This is a genomic window from Pseudoalteromonas sp. NEC-BIFX-2020_015 (genome assembly GCF_012952265.1).
Lineage (GTDB): Bacteria > Pseudomonadota > Gammaproteobacteria > Enterobacterales > Alteromonadaceae > Pseudoalteromonas > Pseudoalteromonas neustonica.
Genome location: NZ_JABCJL010000002.1, coordinates 143,536 through 159,471 on the forward strand (window position 1 = coordinate 143,536; position 15,936 = coordinate 159,471).

A 15,936-nucleotide genomic window follows, 5' to 3' on the forward strand; every position below is an offset into this window, starting at 1 on the left:
TGGGTAATTATTTCAGTTTCACACCAATGAAAAACCTTAAACCACTGATAATAAACAGTAAAAATAGTTGGCATCGTTTTTGTATTACTACTTGTAATTATGAAGTTTGGATTCAGATTATAAGGACATCACATGAAACAATTAACTGTATTGTGCGTATGTATAAGTACCTTACTCAGTAGCGCCGCTTTTGCAATGGATGCGAAAATTACGTTTTCTGAATTAGACAAAGACGGTAATGGCAGCTTAAGTTCAGCTGAAGCATCTGAGGATGCCTTATTACATGGAAGCTTTGAGCAAATTGATAAAGACCAAGATGGTCAAATTTCCCTTGCCGAATTTAAATTATTTCTCCAATAACTTTAACGAGGAAAACTGATATGAAACAACTTATCGCCGCATTTTCACTGCTTTTTTTAATGATAAGCGCCACCGTTTTAGCAGCGCAACTGAATGTTAAATTTGCAAAATTAGATATTGACTCTGACGGGAAAATATCACTGCTTGAAGCGAAAAAAAACATGGCGCTGTTTAAACAATTTAGTGATCTAGATGATAATCAAGACGAACACTTATCTGAGCAAGAATTCTCTAAATTTAAAATTTAAAAAGACGTTAAAGTATTTGCCATAATCCCGGAGGGAGTGTGTAAACGGATTTATTGTTGGGATTTAAATTATGGCAAATACTTTACTCTTTCTTCTTTTAAAGGATATTAAAAATGAAAAGTGTAACATTGATATGCTCGGTGTTATTAATAAGTAGCTTTGGCGTTGCTGCACTTGATGTAAAGCAGCGTTTTAATCACCTAGATTACAACAAAGATGGTTATTTAACCCACGACGAATTAGAGCCTCAGCCACAATTACTTAGTAACTACCAACGCTGGGATAAAGATCAGGATAATAGGATTTCACTTGTGGAATTTAAAGATTTTTTAACTAACAATCTCTATTAGTGAGTGCCTATGAAGTACAAGACACAATTAGGGTTAATAGCCCTACTGACCATTAGTTGTGGCAGTTTTGCAACAACTGATAAAATCAAAGATATCTTCAACAATTTAGACCGAAATAAAGATGGTCTGCTTACGCGATCGGAATCAGCCAAAGATCCCGCTCTTTGGTCACGTTTTAAAAGTTATGATACCGATAAAGATAATAAGTTATCGCTAAGCGAATTTACCCTATATGCTAGTAAATAAAGGATCAAATTCTGCTCCTTTTTTCTTACCCAAATTGCATTCTGTGTTTTGAAAATAACTTGCGGCGATGAGATTCTCTGTTAATGTTGAATAAACACAATAATAAGAACAATCCATGAAACGCTTACTGCCTTTATTTTTAACACTTACCTTTCCCAGCCTCGCATCAACCACTGTGATATACAACGCCAATGGTTACACTCCTACTTACAAAGGTGAATTAAAGCAGTTTTCAACGTTAGTAATAAAAGATGGCAAAGTAGTTAAAGTCGGAGACGATGAACTCAAAAATAATTTCCCTGGCTCACAAAGTATTGATGCAAAAAAGCAAACCTTACTACCTGGACTCATTGATGCACATGGCCATGTCATAGGTTTAGGCAATAATTTAACGCAATTAGATTTACGAGGTAGTCAATCAATAGTTCAAGTACAAACCACGCTTGCTGAATTTGCAAAAAGCAATAAAGAAAGTTGGATCATTGGCCGAGGTTGGGATCAAGAATTATGGCCCGATAAGCAATTTCCCACCGCTGCCGACTTAGATAAAATAATTAAAGATACCCCAGTTGTACTATCTCGGGTTGATGGGCATGCAATTTGGGCTAACAGTAAGGCGATTGAACTTGCTAATATCACGATTAAAACCCCCACTCCCGATGGAGGTGAGATAATTCGCGATCATAGTGCTCAACCAAGCGGTATTTTTATTGATAAAGCACAAAGCTTGATCACTTCACATATTCCTGCCCCATCAGATCACAGTGTTAATTTGGCTTTAGATCAAGCAGGCCAACATTTATTAAGTTTAGGGATCACCTCAACCCATGATGCAGGGATTGATAAGCAAACATGGCTAATTTATAAAAGCAGAGCTGCTGCTGGCACTTTGCCTCTGCGAATTGTTGCTATGCTCAGCGCAGCAGATCCTGACTTTAAAACGATGCTCAAAGCTGGCCGCTACAAAGATCTAAATGATTTTATGTCAATTCGTAGTGTTAAAATATACGCAGATGGCGCTTTAGGTAGCCGCGGTGCTGCTTTATTAGCTGATTACGCTGATCGAACTGACCATCAAGGGTTAATGCTCGAAACTCAACAGCGATTAGAAGAACTACTAACATTAAGCTTTCGTAGTGGCTTTAGTGCCAATACACATGCAATTGGTGATAAGGCAAATCGGATAGTATTAGATGCATATCAAAATGTATTTAAAAAAACGGGGGGGATTTTACTGCGTAACCGCATAGAGCATGCTCAAATTGTTGCCCCAGAGGATATTGCTCGATTTAAAACATTAAAAATAATTCCGTCGATGCAACCTGTACATGCTACCTCTGACATGCATATGGCGCAGCAACGCCTATCTGAGCAGCAATTAATAGGCGCATACGCATGGCAAACGTTTTTAAAACAAGGATCTGTAGTTGCAGCTGGTTCTGATTATCCGGTCGAGCTTGCCAACCCTTTTGATGGCCTTTATTCAGCCATAACACGCCAAGATCACAATCAATTACCCGCACAAGGCTGGCGAGTAAGCGAAGCGCTCAACAGAGAAGACGCGCTTCACGCGTTTACGCTTGGCGGTGCTTATGCTGCGCATCAAGAGTTTAAATTGGGAAGTTTAGAGCAAGGTAAATGGGCTGATTTTATTTTAATTGATAAAGATTACTTCACAGTGCCAGTGCAAGAAATTTTTACTATTAATGTCGAGCAAACGTGGATTGCCGGTAAGCTACGCTTTCAAAGAACACCGCCTCAAAAAGAAGAATAAAATCGATTAATCTTTTACAGTAATACTGCTTTTTGGCTCGCGAGATAACTTAATGAGGTGATAGATATTTACAAATGCGAGTAAACCATTTGTTATAGCCACAGGCCATGCAGTAATAGCAACACCATAAAGTGTAAAAGCAATGCAACCGACTAGATTAAGCCACCGTAATTTGGTTACGTCACTCATCATCAAAGAGGCAACAAGTAAAGCGGAAGCTATATAGCCTAAATATTCCCAACTCATTTGTTCTCTCCACTCGTTTAGGTTAGCATTACAGGCTGTGTGGTTTTTATAGTGGCCACACATTGCCACAACAGTATAAAAAAGCTAACTTACATAAAACCAAAAGTTGCTCGAGGGCATACTTTTAATAATCATTACACGGGATATCAGGTTTCAACTCAATTAACCGTAGTTAACTCAGCTAGTAAGTTAGCGTAAATTCTTAGAATCTTAATGCTAACGTCATTAAGGTGTAATAAATAGGACAATTGTCCGAAGAGCACAATCGATGTTTCAATATCATTTTTCTAGTTATTTGGTCGACCAGTTACTCACCTTTGCAGGTAGTCGCTACCAGCAGTCTAAAAAAGAAGTGCTGATCCACCAAGATCAACCACTTACTAAATTAGTGTTAGTAAGAAGCGGCACAATTTCGTTTAGTTACGATGTTGGTAATGGTCGTCGCCTGCTGTTAGGGCAGCTCGATTGCAATAATACGTTGATAGGTGAAATAGAAGCACTGAATAACAATCCCTGCATTTATACTGTTACCTGCTTTAGTGACGTTAGTTATAACTTAATTGAACTAAAACATTGGCGCGCATTACTATTAGATAAACCTGAGTTAAGTTTATATACAGCGCAGACCATTGCGGCTAAATTTCAAGAAAATCAAAAAATTAATCTAGATAAGCTGCTATTACCACTGGGCTACAACATAGCGAAAGATTGTTTATTACGTGCCAAAAACAACAACCCTACCCTACTACGCGCTTACCCCACTGTAAATGCTGAAGCTGAGCGGTTTGCCACTACAGAACGCGCTTATCGCAGAGTTGTTTCAGAGTTAGTAGAAAAAGGATTAGTGGAACGCTCTAGCGATGGTCTAAAAGCGGTGGATTTAGAAAAGTTAAGCGACTACGTAGATAGCTTTTCACAGTTGTAGTAACACGGGGATAAAAATATAGCTAAGATGAACTTATGAGTACCAAACGTTCATTTTAGCGTCATATCTATTAATGTAGAATACGACCAAACAATATTGCCTGCTAAGGCGAAAGCAATTTGTACCTATACTGATTATTTATCTTGTAGAATGTAAAATAGTCATCATGAAATAGATGCTTTTCATTTACAAATGCACAGCTCTGCCTTAGCATGTACACCAATTAAAGGATCGACGCAAAATATCAATTATAAGAAAAAAGATTTACTCGCCTATATAAGCGGTAATGATTTTCTCTTGTGATGAGTAAAAGTATATATAACGTTCACTTGACGTATATATAATGTGCGCTTATCCTTCACTAACTTATTATTGTATTAGAGCTATAGGTCATAATTGACAGATACTTTACTACATGTATAGCACTGCAATTAAGTCTGTTTACTTTACAAAGAGAAAGGAAAGAAAGGTAACTATTATGGGAAATAATACATTTAAACTCACCAAGCTAGCTCTAGCAATTGGTCTTACAGCTACTCTAAGTGGTTGTTTTAGCGATAATGACGATAATGATTACGTTAAACCACCAGAGCCACCGGTACCAACGGTAAAAGCGCCTGTTGCTGATACACCTGCTGCTCTTACATTTTATGTTGCTGGTAACGTTGTTGATTCTGAAACTGGTGAAGTAGTTGCTTCTACTGTAAAGTTTTTAGAAGCAGGCGTAGCTTCAGCTAATGTTGTTGCCCTTAATGGCGACGCAATTACTGAAGTTGCTACAACTGACGGTTCTTTCACTTTCAACCTTGTTGAAGGCGCAGAGTTAACTCAACTAACTGCACTAGTGACAGCTGAAGGTTATGCTTCAAACAGTGTTGTAGTTGATTTAAGCGACAAATCTGAAGTAGTTGATACGATTGTATCTCTAGTTAAATTAGATGAAAATAAAGTAACACTTATCAAAGATAAGAAAGTTGCTGCTGCTGACGGTAAACTTGCTGCTCCTTTAGCTGAAACAGCTGGCGCTGCTACAATTGAAATCGGCACAGACGTAGAACTTCAAGACGCTGAAGGTAATGCTGTAACGGGTACTGAAGTTACACTTAACGTTGTAACTGCTGATATTAACGCTGCTGCAGGTAAAACTGCTGCTGTTGACTTAATCCCTGAAGGCTTAACTAATGCAGACGCAACTAAAGTAGTTGTTCCAGCTGCTTATATGAGCGTTGAAATGCTTGCTGGCGATACTAAGATCAAAAGTTTCTCAGAAAACATTTCTTTGACAGCTAACTTACCAGCTACATTTAAAACTATTGATGGTTCAATGGTTGAAGCGGGTGACAAATTTGACGTATCTTCATACAATGAAGAAACTGGCGTTTGGGCTAATGAAGCAGAGCAGGCAACTGTAGGCGATGCAGGTGCATTAACTTTACCTGCTAAATTTGCTACTGACCACTTAACTGGTTTTGCACTAAGCGAAGCTCAAACAGCATGTAGCACTCCTATTTCTTATACCTTCACAGGCGATGCTGTTCCAGCTTCTGGCTTGTATGTACACCTTAATTCTTCAACTGTTTCTAAAAAGAAACTAGTTAAGAAAGTTCAAGGCAACCTTTATGGTGCAGGTGTTGTAGCTGATAATGCTGTTGCTAACGTATCTGTTAAAGATAAAAATGGTAACGTATGGGGCACTGTAGCTAATGCAAACCTATGTGGCGCAATTACAGTTGCTTTAGATAGCCCTGTTACTATCGTGGCTCAAAACTTAAACGTTACATATACATGTTCTAACGCTGAAGTTGATAAAGATAAAACATTCCCACTTACTGGTGCGGTAGTTTTATATTCTCAAACTAAGAGAACTATTTCAACAGCTGTTGAAACAGCAGGCTCTTACGCGTTAACAGGCCTTGAAAGTGGTGTTACTTACGATGTTAAAGTAATTCCTACTGGCATCAATGTTGGCTTACAAAGCACTACAGTGACAGCTAACGGTACTGATTCTGCATTCAATATCGTTCGTGATAACTGTACTCTTGAAGACCGTGTAGTTACTGGTACTGGTACTACTGGCGGAAGCTAATAGCTAAAGTCTTAAGTAAACTTTTTAAAGCCGCGCATTAGCGCGGCTTTTGTTTATCTGCTCAATTAGTTACTTTTTGTTTAGAGCATTTATTGTTAAAGTACTAGAATAAACTGGTTTTAAGGATTTAAAACCTAATTTTAATCAACTTTGGTTAATCACGTGACTTATAATAAAACAGCCCTCGCAGCATTTTGTGCACTCAGTGCAAGTACTTCAGCTTTTGCCGAACAACCTATCAATCACGGTATTGCATATAACGGTTTTACTGGTATTTTTCATACACCATCCGCGTCCGTTATGGATAAGGGAGTTGTTGATATAGGTTACAGTAACCAACTAGAAATTCGTGGTAAATACACTGATGGCCACAATTTCACTTTTTCTGCAGGGTTATTTGACGGACTAGAAGTCAGTGGTCGCATAACCTCATCAAGCATGCATGATAATTTATTTAGCTCGAGTAGCCGTGGACAAACTCGCGATTTATCATTTAATGCTAAATACCAAATTCCTTTTATCCCTAAAGACTGGTTTAGCCTTGCAGTAGGTGCTAAAGATTTTGGTGGTGCAGCAAATAATTATGAAGCATTTTATGCTGTTGCTTCTAAACAGTGGTGGGATTTTCGTTTTAGTGCCGGTGTTGGCACCTCTGACACACTAACAGGTCAGCTTGATGGTGCATTTGCCGGCATTGAATATCAACCTTTCACTTGGTTGTCGGTACTTGCTGAGCATGATGCTGAGGCATTTAATGTAGGTGCACGTGTAACAGTTCCAAAAGAATGGTTATACGATTTAGCGACGGTTTCATTTAACACCCGCTTATATTCAAACACTGAACTGGCCGATGATGATGTTTACTGGGGGGTTAACATTAGCATGCCTCTTAGTGATGAAGCACAAGCGAACTATACGCCTGTACAACCAGCGCCAGTACAACCAGCGCCAGTGCAATCAGCGCCAGTAAGAGTACAACCGACAGAAACACTAAGAAACAAAGCGCAGGAGCCACAACCTGCTAGTGTGACGGCTTACTCTGACAATCAACCTAATATTAATAAACAGCCAGCAACAGTCAGCTCAACGACAGAGAACATTCAAACTGAGTCAGCGACAAATCAGCAATTACACAGTTTAAAAAGCGCACTCGTAAATGATGGGTTTGAAAATATTCGGGTTGGTCTTTCTAGCGCGCAACTTCTCATTGTCGAATTTGAAAACTCTGTGTTTAACCGCAATGAAATTGACGCACTAGGTTTAGTACTAGGACGTATTACAGAGCATTTTAATCACAGTGATAATGAATTTGTAGTGCGTTTATCAAAACAAGATATCCCTCAACTACAAATAAAAGGCCGATTAGATAATTATCGCCGTTTTGTAAACGATAACATCACACCAGATTTATTGATTAGTAATGAGTTTACTGATCAAGATTTACCTACAGTAAAATGGGCTGGCAATGCGCCAAGCACAAGCCCTTATTTTGTCCCAAGGCTTTCATTTACACCATCATTGGCAACAACGTATGCAACAGAGCTGGGCGTATATGATTACTCATTAGCATTGCAAGCAGATTTGCATATGCCACTTTGGTATGGGGCAGGTATAAACGTGACAGGTCAGGTAAACGTCCATGACACTGACCATTTTGAAAAGGGTAAAATCTTTCAAAACTCTCGCCAAGAAACTGGCATAAAACGCGCCATCGTGTATCAGACTTTCGCGCTACCATTTAATATTTATAATCAAACTCAATTTGGTCTTTACCAAGATTACTTTGATTACATGGGTATTACCAATGAAACAGTATGGCAAAGCCCTGAAGGCCGCCATAAGTTAAAAGCTAAACTAGGCTACTTTGAGTACAAAGACTACAACACTGATAAACGTGATTACTCAGTGTATTCATACCGTTATTTTTGGGCAGAAAAAGATGTGTCATTCCATGTTTCAGGCGGGCAATTTTGGAACGAAGATAGTGGCTTTAAACTAGAGACTAAATTCTGGTTTGGTGATGCCAATGTTGCACTTACATACAGTAATACAACGATAGAAAAAGTGGGTATCGGGTTTAGTATCCCATTAACATCGCGTAAAGATATGGATGCTGGTAACTGGCAAGTAAAAGGTACCAATAGCTGGAACCATAGCGTTCAAACCCGAATTGGCGACTCACATAACCAACTTGACTTTGGTAGTGCGACGACGCTTCGCTCAAGCATTGATATAGATAAAAACTTCTTGAATCAAGATCGCTTATCGAGCAGCTATGTTTATGCTCATCTAGCAAGATTAAAAGAAGCTTTTGAAACGTTTAAATAACCTGAGCTCTAGGGCGTGTTGACCTTTCGTGATTGATTTTTTAGCAGTCTATTTGGTATTTAGGCAAGGCAGCGCCTATGCAGTGTGGTTGTTCCCCATAAATAGGCGATAACGCAGTATAAATGCCAAACATGCGCTGCCCAAAGGGTTCTTCCTAGGGGAGATTGACTCTTTGTTACCTACACGGATGTAGGTAAGGGGCGTGAGCAGGACGCGGAAGCTTTGCTCGGTTTTTACTTAGCCCGCTAGGTTACAAACCTCGCGCCGCGATTAAATCGCCTCTAGATTGAACAAATTTCAATCCACAAAGGTCAACACGCCCTAGAACAAAAAGGCCTTTTAAAAGGCCTTTTTTAATTTAAACAACTTATCGTACTATTTCTCAAGCAATATATCGTGAATTTTCACCAGATCTGTTTTCCCTGCAATTATTTCATCCGGTGTTAAACCTGATAGTTCATGCGGGAATACCAACCACTCTTCTGATTCATGAATGTAGTAATCTGGTTTCATATCTACTTTTGAGTTTTTTGGCTTGTAATACGGACAGGCAATACGAATATCTTTCGGCAAGTTTAAGCGCATTAGCTCTGATAGCTTTTCTTTAAGAGCAAAAATACTGCGCCCAGAATCAAATACATCATCAACAATTAGCAATGAATCACCCGCATTAGCGTTTTCAATGATGTAGTGTAAACCATGCACTTTGATTTCTTTCGATTGTTTATTAATACCGTAATATGACGAAGTACGTACCGCAATATGATCTGTCTCTATGCCTTTATAATCGTAATATTCTTGCACTGCGATACCAATAGGTGCACCACCACGCCAAATACCGATAATAAAATCAGGACGAAAGCCATCCTGGTAAACTTGCGCTGCTACGCGAAATGAATCTTCAAGTAATTGTTGCGCTGTGATGTAGCACTTATCTGACATAATTAGAATTCCCAGTGTGAGTAGATCATTTAAGTGTAGCCGATCTTAAAAAGATAATGGCGTACTTAAACTGCTAGTAGCGGTGAATTTTATCGTAAATAACGTGAAAAAGCTTGTTTCACTTTCGACATTAACGTTTTTACTCTAAAACAGGCTGCCCGCTATCAACAGAATGAAACACAGCTACTTGATCAACAGCTTTTGTAATAGGGTAATAAGTGCAATGTTTCTGAAGGTTTTTGTAACGCTTTATAAAAATGGCATTCAACTTTCGCTGAATGCCATTTATTAATTAACAGGACTGAATGCGGTTGATTCAATCAACTATCTATAATTTACGCTTTTTCTAATAGCGTACGTGCAACTGTTCGCATACCAACAGTTGTAGCACCCGCAGCCCATTGACTCGTGCTGCCCATATTAAATGCTGCAGCTAAATCAATATGCACCCAGCCTTTACCATCATTTGGCACAAAACGTGATAAGAAACCAGCCGCGTTTGATGCACCACCATAACCGCCACCTTTTTGTGCTCGACTATTTGCAGTATCAGCATAAGGTGATGGGCAGTTTTGTTGATGCCACTTTTCAAGTGGTAATGGCCAGCCTGCTTCCATTTCTTGCTCTGCAAAGCCTTCTACTTCACGTACAAACTCTTTATCTAGACCAAACAGCGCATTGTACTCTTGGCCTACCGCAACCAAGGCTGCGCCTGTTAGCGTAGCAGCATCGATGATCAATGGTGCACCTGTTTCACCTGCGGCCATTAAACCGTCAGCTAACACTAAGCGACCTTCAGCATCAGTATTAACAATTTCCACTGTTGTGCCATTTTTATACGTAAGAATATCGCCAAGTTTATAAGCATGACCAGAGATCATGTTCTCTGCGCAACATAAAAACAACTTGATGCGCTTTTCAATACCACGACTAATTGCCAATGCTAAACCAGCTGTTACCGTTGCTGCACCGCCCATATCGCATTTCATGCCTAGCATGCCTTCGCTCGACTTAATAGAATAACCACCTGAGTCGAATGTAATACCTTTACCAACTAACGCTGCATCAACAGGTGCGTTTTCATCGCCTGTTGGATTGTAATCTAGTGCTAATAAAACCGGTGGACGCTCACTTCCACGACCAACAGCATGAATACCAATCCACTGCTGCTCAAGCAATGCATCACCTTTAATAATTTGATAGCTAACATGCTCTGGTGCTAGTGACTGAATAAATTCAGCCGCTTTTCCAGCTAAGCTTTCTGGGAAGATGTCATCAGCAGTGCCGTTGATCATTTCACGTGCCCATGTTGCTGAGCGTTTTAGCGACTCTAACTCTTTACTGTCGGTCTTTGTTGTTTGTGCAAACTCAACTCCGTGTAATGTTTTAGGTGACACAAACCCTTGGTAAAACGCCCATTGCGTCTCAGTACACCAAGTATCGCCAGCTAAAACAACATTTTTAATGCCTTGATTAGCAATGCTACGCGCCGCTTTTTGAACATTTTTTAATGTGTCTTGCTCTGTTAAGTGAACGCTTGCACCTTGCTCATTAAAAGATAATGTAGCGGTTTCGCCCCAATGCACTGCAGCACCCTGCTCGCTTAATTGAACAACAAATTTTTCAGTCATGTTAGAATACTCTTGCGCTTATAATAGTGACTTTGAGTTTACTATAGCCACAACAACTTCCCAACTGCTTGAGACTAAATAACCAAAATAATGAAATATTCAACGCCACTGCAACACGCCACATTAATTAAACGCTATAAACGCTTTTTAGCTGATTTACGCCTGCACGATAGTACAGAGTTTACAGCTCACTGTGCAAATACAGGTAAAATGACAGGCTGTGCTGAACCTGGTTTTACAGCCTTCTATTCTACCAGTAGTAACCTTAAGCGAAAATATCCACATTCTTTAGAGCTGACTAAAAATCAATTCGACCATTTTATATGCGTCAACACCGCTATAGCGAATAAAGTAGTTGAAGAAGCGCTGCAAGCACAACTCATTGGTGAATTGTGCAACTACACAAACATACAAGCGGAAGTAAAATATGGGCAAGAAAATAGCCGCATTGATTTTTTGCTGCGCAATGAACAATTGCCACCGTGCTATGTAGAAGTCAAGTCGGTCACGTTGCTAAGTCAATCTGAGCCTAATAGCGGCCAGGGCTATTTCCCTGATGCACAAACGCTGCGTGGGCAAAAACACTTACGCGAGTTAATTGAAATGGTCGAGCAAGGCCATCGCGCTGTATTACTCTTTGCTGTTTTACACCAAGGTATAGAGCAAGTAAGCGCTGCTGCGCATGTTGATGAAACATATGCGAAGCTATTAACTGAAGCAATGAGTAAAGGAGTTGAAGTACTTGCTTATAAAGCGAGCATTTCGCCTAATGAGATCCACATTACACATAAAATCCCTTTTATTTAAAACAAGCCTTGTAATTTGTACTTTTGCCCATATTAATAGGCAAGTTAAAAATCACGTTTGAAGTTAAAAAGTAGCCTACACTCTCTTTGTACCCTTTTTAATCAACCGATATGATTTACGTACAGCCAATTAATTTAAAAATAAATTTGCCTAGGCCATAGGATTCTGTTATTTATAGCCGCCGGCTAAAGCTGGGTATTATATTAAGGATTTAGGAGAAAGTTATGCCAGACCAAAAAAAATTAGGGTTGTTGGCTCAGGCCGGATTAGAACCATACCAGGAAAAGCCGGGCGAAGAGTATATGAATGACGCACAACGCGCTCATTTTAAAACTATTTTGGAAGCATGGCGCAACGATTTACGCAACGAAGTAGACCGTACTAAATCGCACATGCAAGATGAAGCAGCTAACTTTCCTGATCCAGTTGATCGCGCAGCACAAGAAGAAGAGTTCTCATTAGAGCTTCGTACTCGTGACCGTGAACGTAAACTGATCAAAAAAATTGAAAAAACAATAATTCTTATCAAAGAAGATGATTTTGGATATTGTGATTCATGCGGGATTGAAATTGGTATTCGCCGTTTAGAAGCACGTCCTACTGCAGATTTATGCGTAGACTGTAAAACGCTTGCAGAAATCAAAGAAAAACAATCTGGACGTGGTTAATTACCTGTAATTAAATCAATGTCTACCACAGCCGTTACTGCGCCAATGCGCAATTATCGCGGTCGTTTTGCACCGTCACCTTCTGGGCCACTTCATTTTGGCTCACTTGTGGCGGCTGTGGGCAGTTACCTTGACGCTAAAAGTAACCAAGGTGCTTGGTTAGTGCGTATTGAAGATATCGACACGACTCGCGTTATAGAGGGTGCAGATACAGATATTCTCACCACACTGGAGGCCTATGGTTTACAGTGGGATGAAGACGTTGCCTATCAAACAAAGCGCCATCACTTATACGCTCACACCATTGAATATTTAAATAGCCAACAAGGCGTTTATGCATGCCACTGCTCACGTAAAGAAATTAAAGCCTTAGGTGGTATTTATCAAGGCCATTGCCAAAGTTTACAACACTCACAACAAAACAGCGCATTACGATTAATACAACGCCACGCCACCTGCCACTATAATGATTTGATTCAAGGTGACATTAACGTTGATCACGCCCTCGCGCATGAAGACTATTTAATAAAGCGCAGTGATGGCTTATATGCTTATCAATTAGTTGTGGTTGTAGACGATATTGAGCAAGGGATCACCAACGTGGTGCGTGGCGCAGACTTACTTGAGCCCACAGCACGCCAATTAAGCCTGTTTAAGCAACTCGATAAACCCGCTCCTCGCTATGCACATTTACCTTTAGCTGTCGCCAAACCAGGCTTTAAATTATCAAAGCAAAATTATGCGCCAGCAATTGATAAAAAAAATCCAAAACCGGCGCTATTAAATGCATTCGAGTTTTTAGGTTTAGCGCCTAGCACTGAGCTACTCTCACTAAATATCGATGAAATGATGACTTGGGCAATCAACAATTACACCCTGCAAAACATTCCAAAAGTCCAGCAGATTCAAATTTCGCAACAGTTACAGAGTAAAGCCCCCCAATTTACTCATTTATAGCGATAAAAATCACTTTTAAGCGTTAATTTTAAAACCTTCAACTTAATTTTTGAGCTGTACTGGTATATTATACCCAAACCACCTCAAGATGCAGAATTCAGCGTTTCACAGGGGCTTAATATCAAGGCGTTACTTTGCAATAATGGCAGTCCCTTTTAAGAAGTAACAACGATGAGAGTAAATGCCTGTGAAATGCCCAATGGGTTGGTTTAAAAGCGATTTATACTGCGTTATTGATTTTAGCAAAGGAATGACCATTACTTGCAATCAATGCCTTGCCTAAATCGCTTTTAATTCCAACTGAAACTCGCATTTTGAGATGGCTTGGGTATATAGCCATCTTTAAGCCCAATGCGTTTTATCGCCAAGTATGCACATTACTCGTGCAGTTAATAACTAAATACAGCTATACTTGATCTGATTTTTGATGGTTATCCCCATCAAACAACCGAATTCTGTAGGAGACAGACTATTATTTCCAAGCTTTTTCAATTTTGTCGGCAAATTATGGGCCCATCAGCCACAGTAAACACCGAACAGCCCCAAGTCTCTACGCAGCCTTTAATTATTGGACGCAATGAGCATGGCATTTCCCGCAAACAATTTAGCCCAAATGCAATCAAGGTATTATATCGTTTAAAAGACGGTGGCTTTGACGCTTACCTCGTTGGTGGTTGTATTCGTGATATTTTGTTAGGGCAACAACCTAAAGACTTCGACGTAGTCACTAACGCGACCCCAGAGCAAGTGAAAAAGCTATTTCGCAACTGCCGCTTAATTGGTCGTCGCTTTCGTTTAGCACACATTGTTTTTGGCCGTGAAATTATTGAAGTCGCCACTATGCGTGGTCACCACGAAGCGCCTGTTGATAAAAATCAAACCAGTCAATCCAGTGGCGAAGGTCAGTTACTACGTGATAACGTTTTTGGAAATATTGAAGAAGATGCTGAGCGTCGCGATTTTTCAATCAACGCTTTATATTACTCTATTAATGATTTTTCAATTCACGACTATGCCAATGGCCTTGCGGCTATTAAAGCAAAACAAATAGAGCTTATTGGTGATCCGCAAACTCGTTATCGAGAAGATCCTGTGCGTATGTTACGTGCAGTACGTTTTGCCACAAAACTTGATATGAGTATTGCACCAGACACCGAAAAACCATTAACCGAATTAGCCAGCTTACTGGATAACATCCCTTCGGCGCGTTTATACGAAGAAACATTAAAGCTATTTTTAAACGGCAAAGCCGAAGCAAACTTTTTAATGCTACGTAAATATGGGTTATTCAATGCATTATTCCCTGCCTTAGATGGTATTTTAGAACAAAATCCAGATGGCTTTGAACATGCATTTATTAAGCAAATGTTCCGTAATACTGATGAACGTATCAACGCAGAGAAAAAAGTGACACCTGCTTTTGTATTTGCTGCTTTGCTGTGGTTCCCACTTTTAAAAATTACCAAACAATTACAGCAGCAAGAACAATTATCAGAGTACGATGCTTTTCAACAAGGCATGAATAAAGTCTTAAGCGAAAGCGCACAACATGTTGCCGTACCTAAACGCTTTACTTTAGGCGCCAGAGATATTTGGCATATTCAGCACCGTTTAGACAAACGCGCTGGCCAACGAGCATATCGTCTAACTCAACAGCCTCGCTTTAAAGCTGCGTACGACTTTTTATTATTACGTGTTGAAGCCGGTGAGCAAGAACATACTGAGCTTGTAAAGTGGTGGACGGAGTATTTAGCTAAAGATATTAACGGCCAAAAAGAACTAGTCAAAGCACTTGGTAGTCAAGGCGCGCCTAAAGGCCGTCGTCGTACTCGCCGTCGTAGCCCAAAACCTGCTGAGTAACTAAATGGAAATTGTTTATCTCGGTTTAGGGGCTAATTTAAATGCCCCTCGCAGCCAGCTTGATAACGCAGTAGCAGCACTTAAAGTGTTGCCACAGAGTAACTTTATCAACGTGTCGCATTATTACGCCAGTAAACCTATGGGCCCACAAGATCAACCTGACTATGTTAATGCTGTTGCGACAATTAAAACGTCGCTGATGCCAAAGCAGTTACTTGATTTAACCCAACAGATAGAGCTTGAGCACGGGCGTGTACGTAAAGCACAGCGTTGGGGCGCTCGCACCTTAGATATTGATATTTTATTATTTGGTGATCAACACATAAACTCTGAACGTTTAACCATACCTCATTATGGTTTAACCGAGCGCGAGTTTGTGGTTTACCCACTATTAGAAGTTGCCCCTGATCTTATTTTGCCAGATGGTACTAAACTAAAAAGTATTACTGCTACTTTGGCATTAAACGAATTACAACAATTACCTCTGTAATTAATTACAGGCCGTCGC

General features: G+C 39.9%; 16 protein-coding genes. 13 read left to right on the plus strand and 3 right to left on the minus strand.

The genetic code is table 11. From position 1 onward, the window contains the following. Positions 1 to 132: 132 nt before the first annotated feature. The 5 genes from HH219_RS02165 (at position 133) to HH219_RS02185 (ending at position 2,978) form a co-directional block, all read left to right on the plus strand. A complete protein-coding gene (locus tag HH219_RS02165) occupies positions 133 to 360 on the plus strand; it encodes a cag pathogenicity island protein Cag25 (RefSeq protein WP_054204235.1) in 228 nt (75 codons plus the stop codon). Positions 361 to 380: 20 nt separating this feature from the next. Beyond that, positions 381 to 608 carry a hypothetical protein gene (locus HH219_RS02170; RefSeq protein ID WP_169326500.1) on the plus strand — a complete coding sequence of 76 codons (228 nt, stop codon included), beginning with the start codon at positions 381 to 383 and terminating at the stop codon, positions 606 to 608. A gap of 113 nt (positions 609 to 721) precedes the next feature. Beyond that, positions 722 to 958: a calcium dependent protein gene (locus tag HH219_RS02175; protein WP_054204237.1), complete on the plus strand. Its 237-nt coding sequence runs from the start codon at positions 722 to 724 to the stop codon at positions 956 to 958. Positions 959 to 967: 9 nt separating this feature from the next. Next, positions 968 to 1,204, plus strand: a complete 237-nt coding sequence (locus HH219_RS02180) for a calcium-binding protein (RefSeq protein WP_054454883.1) — start codon at positions 968 to 970, stop codon at positions 1,202 to 1,204. A gap of 115 nt (positions 1,205 to 1,319) precedes the next feature. After that, positions 1,320 to 2,978, plus strand: a complete 1,659-nt coding sequence (locus HH219_RS02185) for an amidohydrolase (RefSeq protein WP_169326501.1) — start codon at positions 1,320 to 1,322, stop codon at positions 2,976 to 2,978. A 6-nt stretch (positions 2,979 to 2,984) separates the two neighbouring features. Here the strand turns inward: HH219_RS02185 and HH219_RS02190 are convergent, their stop codons facing one another. After that, complete coding sequence (locus tag HH219_RS02190) at positions 2,985 to 3,224, minus strand: YgjV family protein (RefSeq protein WP_054204240.1); 240 nt, start codon at positions 3,222 to 3,224, stop codon at positions 2,985 to 2,987. 268 nt (positions 3,225 to 3,492) lie between these two features. Here HH219_RS02190 and HH219_RS02195 point away from each other — a divergent pair, with 268 nt between their 5' ends. The 3 genes from HH219_RS02195 (at position 3,493) to HH219_RS02205 (ending at position 8,563) form a co-directional block, all read left to right on the plus strand. Continuing rightward, complete coding sequence (locus HH219_RS02195) at positions 3,493 to 4,149, plus strand: cyclic nucleotide-binding domain-containing protein (RefSeq protein ID WP_054204241.1); 657 nt, start codon at positions 3,493 to 3,495, stop codon at positions 4,147 to 4,149. Between the two features lie 478 nt (positions 4,150 to 4,627). Next, on the plus strand, positions 4,628 to 6,235 hold the full coding sequence (locus HH219_RS02200) for a hypothetical protein (RefSeq protein ID WP_169326502.1): 1,608 nt from the start codon (positions 4,628 to 4,630) through the stop codon (positions 6,233 to 6,235). Positions 6,236 to 6,397: 162 nt separating this feature from the next. Next, positions 6,398 to 8,563 (plus strand): YjbH domain-containing protein, encoded by a 2,166-nt coding sequence (locus HH219_RS02205; RefSeq protein WP_169326503.1) that lies wholly within the window; start codon positions 6,398 to 6,400, stop codon positions 8,561 to 8,563. Positions 8,564 to 8,938: 375 nt separating this feature from the next. On the opposite strand, the gene HH219_RS02210 is transcribed toward HH219_RS02205, so the two are convergent. Next, entirely contained in the window at positions 8,939 to 9,505 is a 567-nt protein-coding gene (locus tag HH219_RS02210) for a phosphoribosyltransferase family protein (protein WP_054204243.1), read from the minus strand. Between the two features lie 335 nt (positions 9,506 to 9,840). Next, a complete protein-coding gene (gene pepB / locus HH219_RS02215; protein ID WP_054204244.1) occupies positions 9,841 to 11,136 on the minus strand; it encodes an aminopeptidase PepB in 1,296 nt (431 codons plus the stop codon). 90 nt (positions 11,137 to 11,226) lie between these two features. Between pepB and sfsA the strand changes: the two genes are divergently transcribed. The 5 genes from sfsA (at position 11,227) to folK (ending at position 15,918) form a co-directional block, all read left to right on the plus strand. After that, positions 11,227 to 11,943 (plus strand): DNA/RNA nuclease SfsA, encoded by a 717-nt coding sequence (sfsA, locus tag HH219_RS02220; protein WP_169326504.1) that lies wholly within the window; start codon positions 11,227 to 11,229, stop codon positions 11,941 to 11,943. Between the two features lie 224 nt (positions 11,944 to 12,167). Continuing rightward, positions 12,168 to 12,611, plus strand: a complete 444-nt coding sequence (gene dksA, locus HH219_RS02225; protein ID WP_054204246.1) for an RNA polymerase-binding protein DksA — start codon at positions 12,168 to 12,170, stop codon at positions 12,609 to 12,611. Between the two features lie 18 nt (positions 12,612 to 12,629). Then, positions 12,630 to 13,568 (plus strand): tRNA glutamyl-Q(34) synthetase GluQRS, encoded by a 939-nt coding sequence (gene gluQRS, locus HH219_RS02230; RefSeq protein WP_054204247.1) that lies wholly within the window; start codon positions 12,630 to 12,632, stop codon positions 13,566 to 13,568. 507 nt (positions 13,569 to 14,075) lie between these two features. Continuing rightward, positions 14,076 to 15,428, plus strand: coding sequence for a polynucleotide adenylyltransferase PcnB (gene pcnB, locus HH219_RS02235; protein WP_169326505.1), 1,353 nt, complete (start codon positions 14,076 to 14,078; stop codon positions 15,426 to 15,428). 4 nt (positions 15,429 to 15,432) lie between these two features. Next, positions 15,433 to 15,918: a 2-amino-4-hydroxy-6-hydroxymethyldihydropteridine diphosphokinase gene (folK, locus tag HH219_RS02240; RefSeq protein ID WP_169326506.1), complete on the plus strand. Its 486-nt coding sequence runs from the start codon at positions 15,433 to 15,435 to the stop codon at positions 15,916 to 15,918. Positions 15,919 to 15,936: the final 18 nt, after the last annotated feature.